The 913-nt window shown below is 58.1% G+C and carries 1 protein-coding gene; it reads right to left on the bottom strand.

From position 1 onward, the window contains the following. Window positions 1–887: dihydropteroate synthase (locus O4H49_RS20500; protein ID WP_269425293.1), on the bottom strand; the 887-nt coding region annotated here is incomplete at its 3' end. Between the last annotated feature and the right edge of the window lie 26 nt (window positions 888–913).

Below are 913 nucleotides of genomic sequence, written 5' to 3' on the forward strand. Positions count from 1 at the left end.
CGTTCTCCGCGGGCTGATCCAGCACCGGCTTCGCCTTCAGGGGCTGGTTCGCGGTATTTTTTGATCCAGTTGAGGCAGTTTGCGTCTTTGGCCAGCAGCACGTCAGAGGCCCGGATCCCGGCGAGTTCTTCTTCGTGCAGCGGGTTCATGATCGCAGAGGTCATGCCTGCAGCCGCAGCCATGGCGAGGAAGTGGGCGTTCATGGCGTGACGGTTCGGCAGACCAAAAGAAACGTTCGAGGCGCCACAGGTGGTGTTGACCTTCAGTTCGGTTTTCAACCGGTGCAGCAGGGCAAAAACCTGTTTGCCGGCAGTGCCCATGGCACCAATTGGCATGACCAGGGGATCAACGACAATACGGTCATGAGAAATACCGTGATCAGCGGCGCGCTGAACAATCTTCTTGGCCACTTCATAGCGGACGTTCGGATCTTCCGAGATCCCGGTCTCGTCGTTGGAAATCGCCACAACAGCCGCATCGTATTTCTTGATCAGCGGCAGGACCCGCTCAAGGGATTCATCTTCACCGGTTACAGAGTTCACCAGGGCCCGGCCCTTGTAGACCTTCAGACCAGCTTCCAGTGCATCGATGATGGAGGAGTCAATCGACAGCGGCAGATCGGTCAGGCTCTGGACCAGCTGAATGGCTTCAGCCAGGATCTTTGGCTCATCCGCAAGGGGAATACCCGCGTTGACGTCCAGCATGTGCGCACCTGCAGCAACCTGCGCCAGACAGTCAGCCTCGACCCGGCTGTAATCACCAGCGGCCATCTCTGCCGCCAGAAGCTTGCGGCCAGTCGGGTTGATACGTTCGCCGATGATGCAGAAAGGCTCGTCAAAACCGATTGCAAACTCTTTCGTGGCGGAACTGACGATCGTGCGGGTCATCGTGTGTGGTCTCCGTTTTGCGGGCA

Origin of the sequence: Kiloniella laminariae (assembly GCF_027214005.1) — a bacterium.
Taxonomy (GTDB): Bacteria; Pseudomonadota; Alphaproteobacteria; order Kiloniellales; family Kiloniellaceae; genus Kiloniella; species Kiloniella laminariae_A.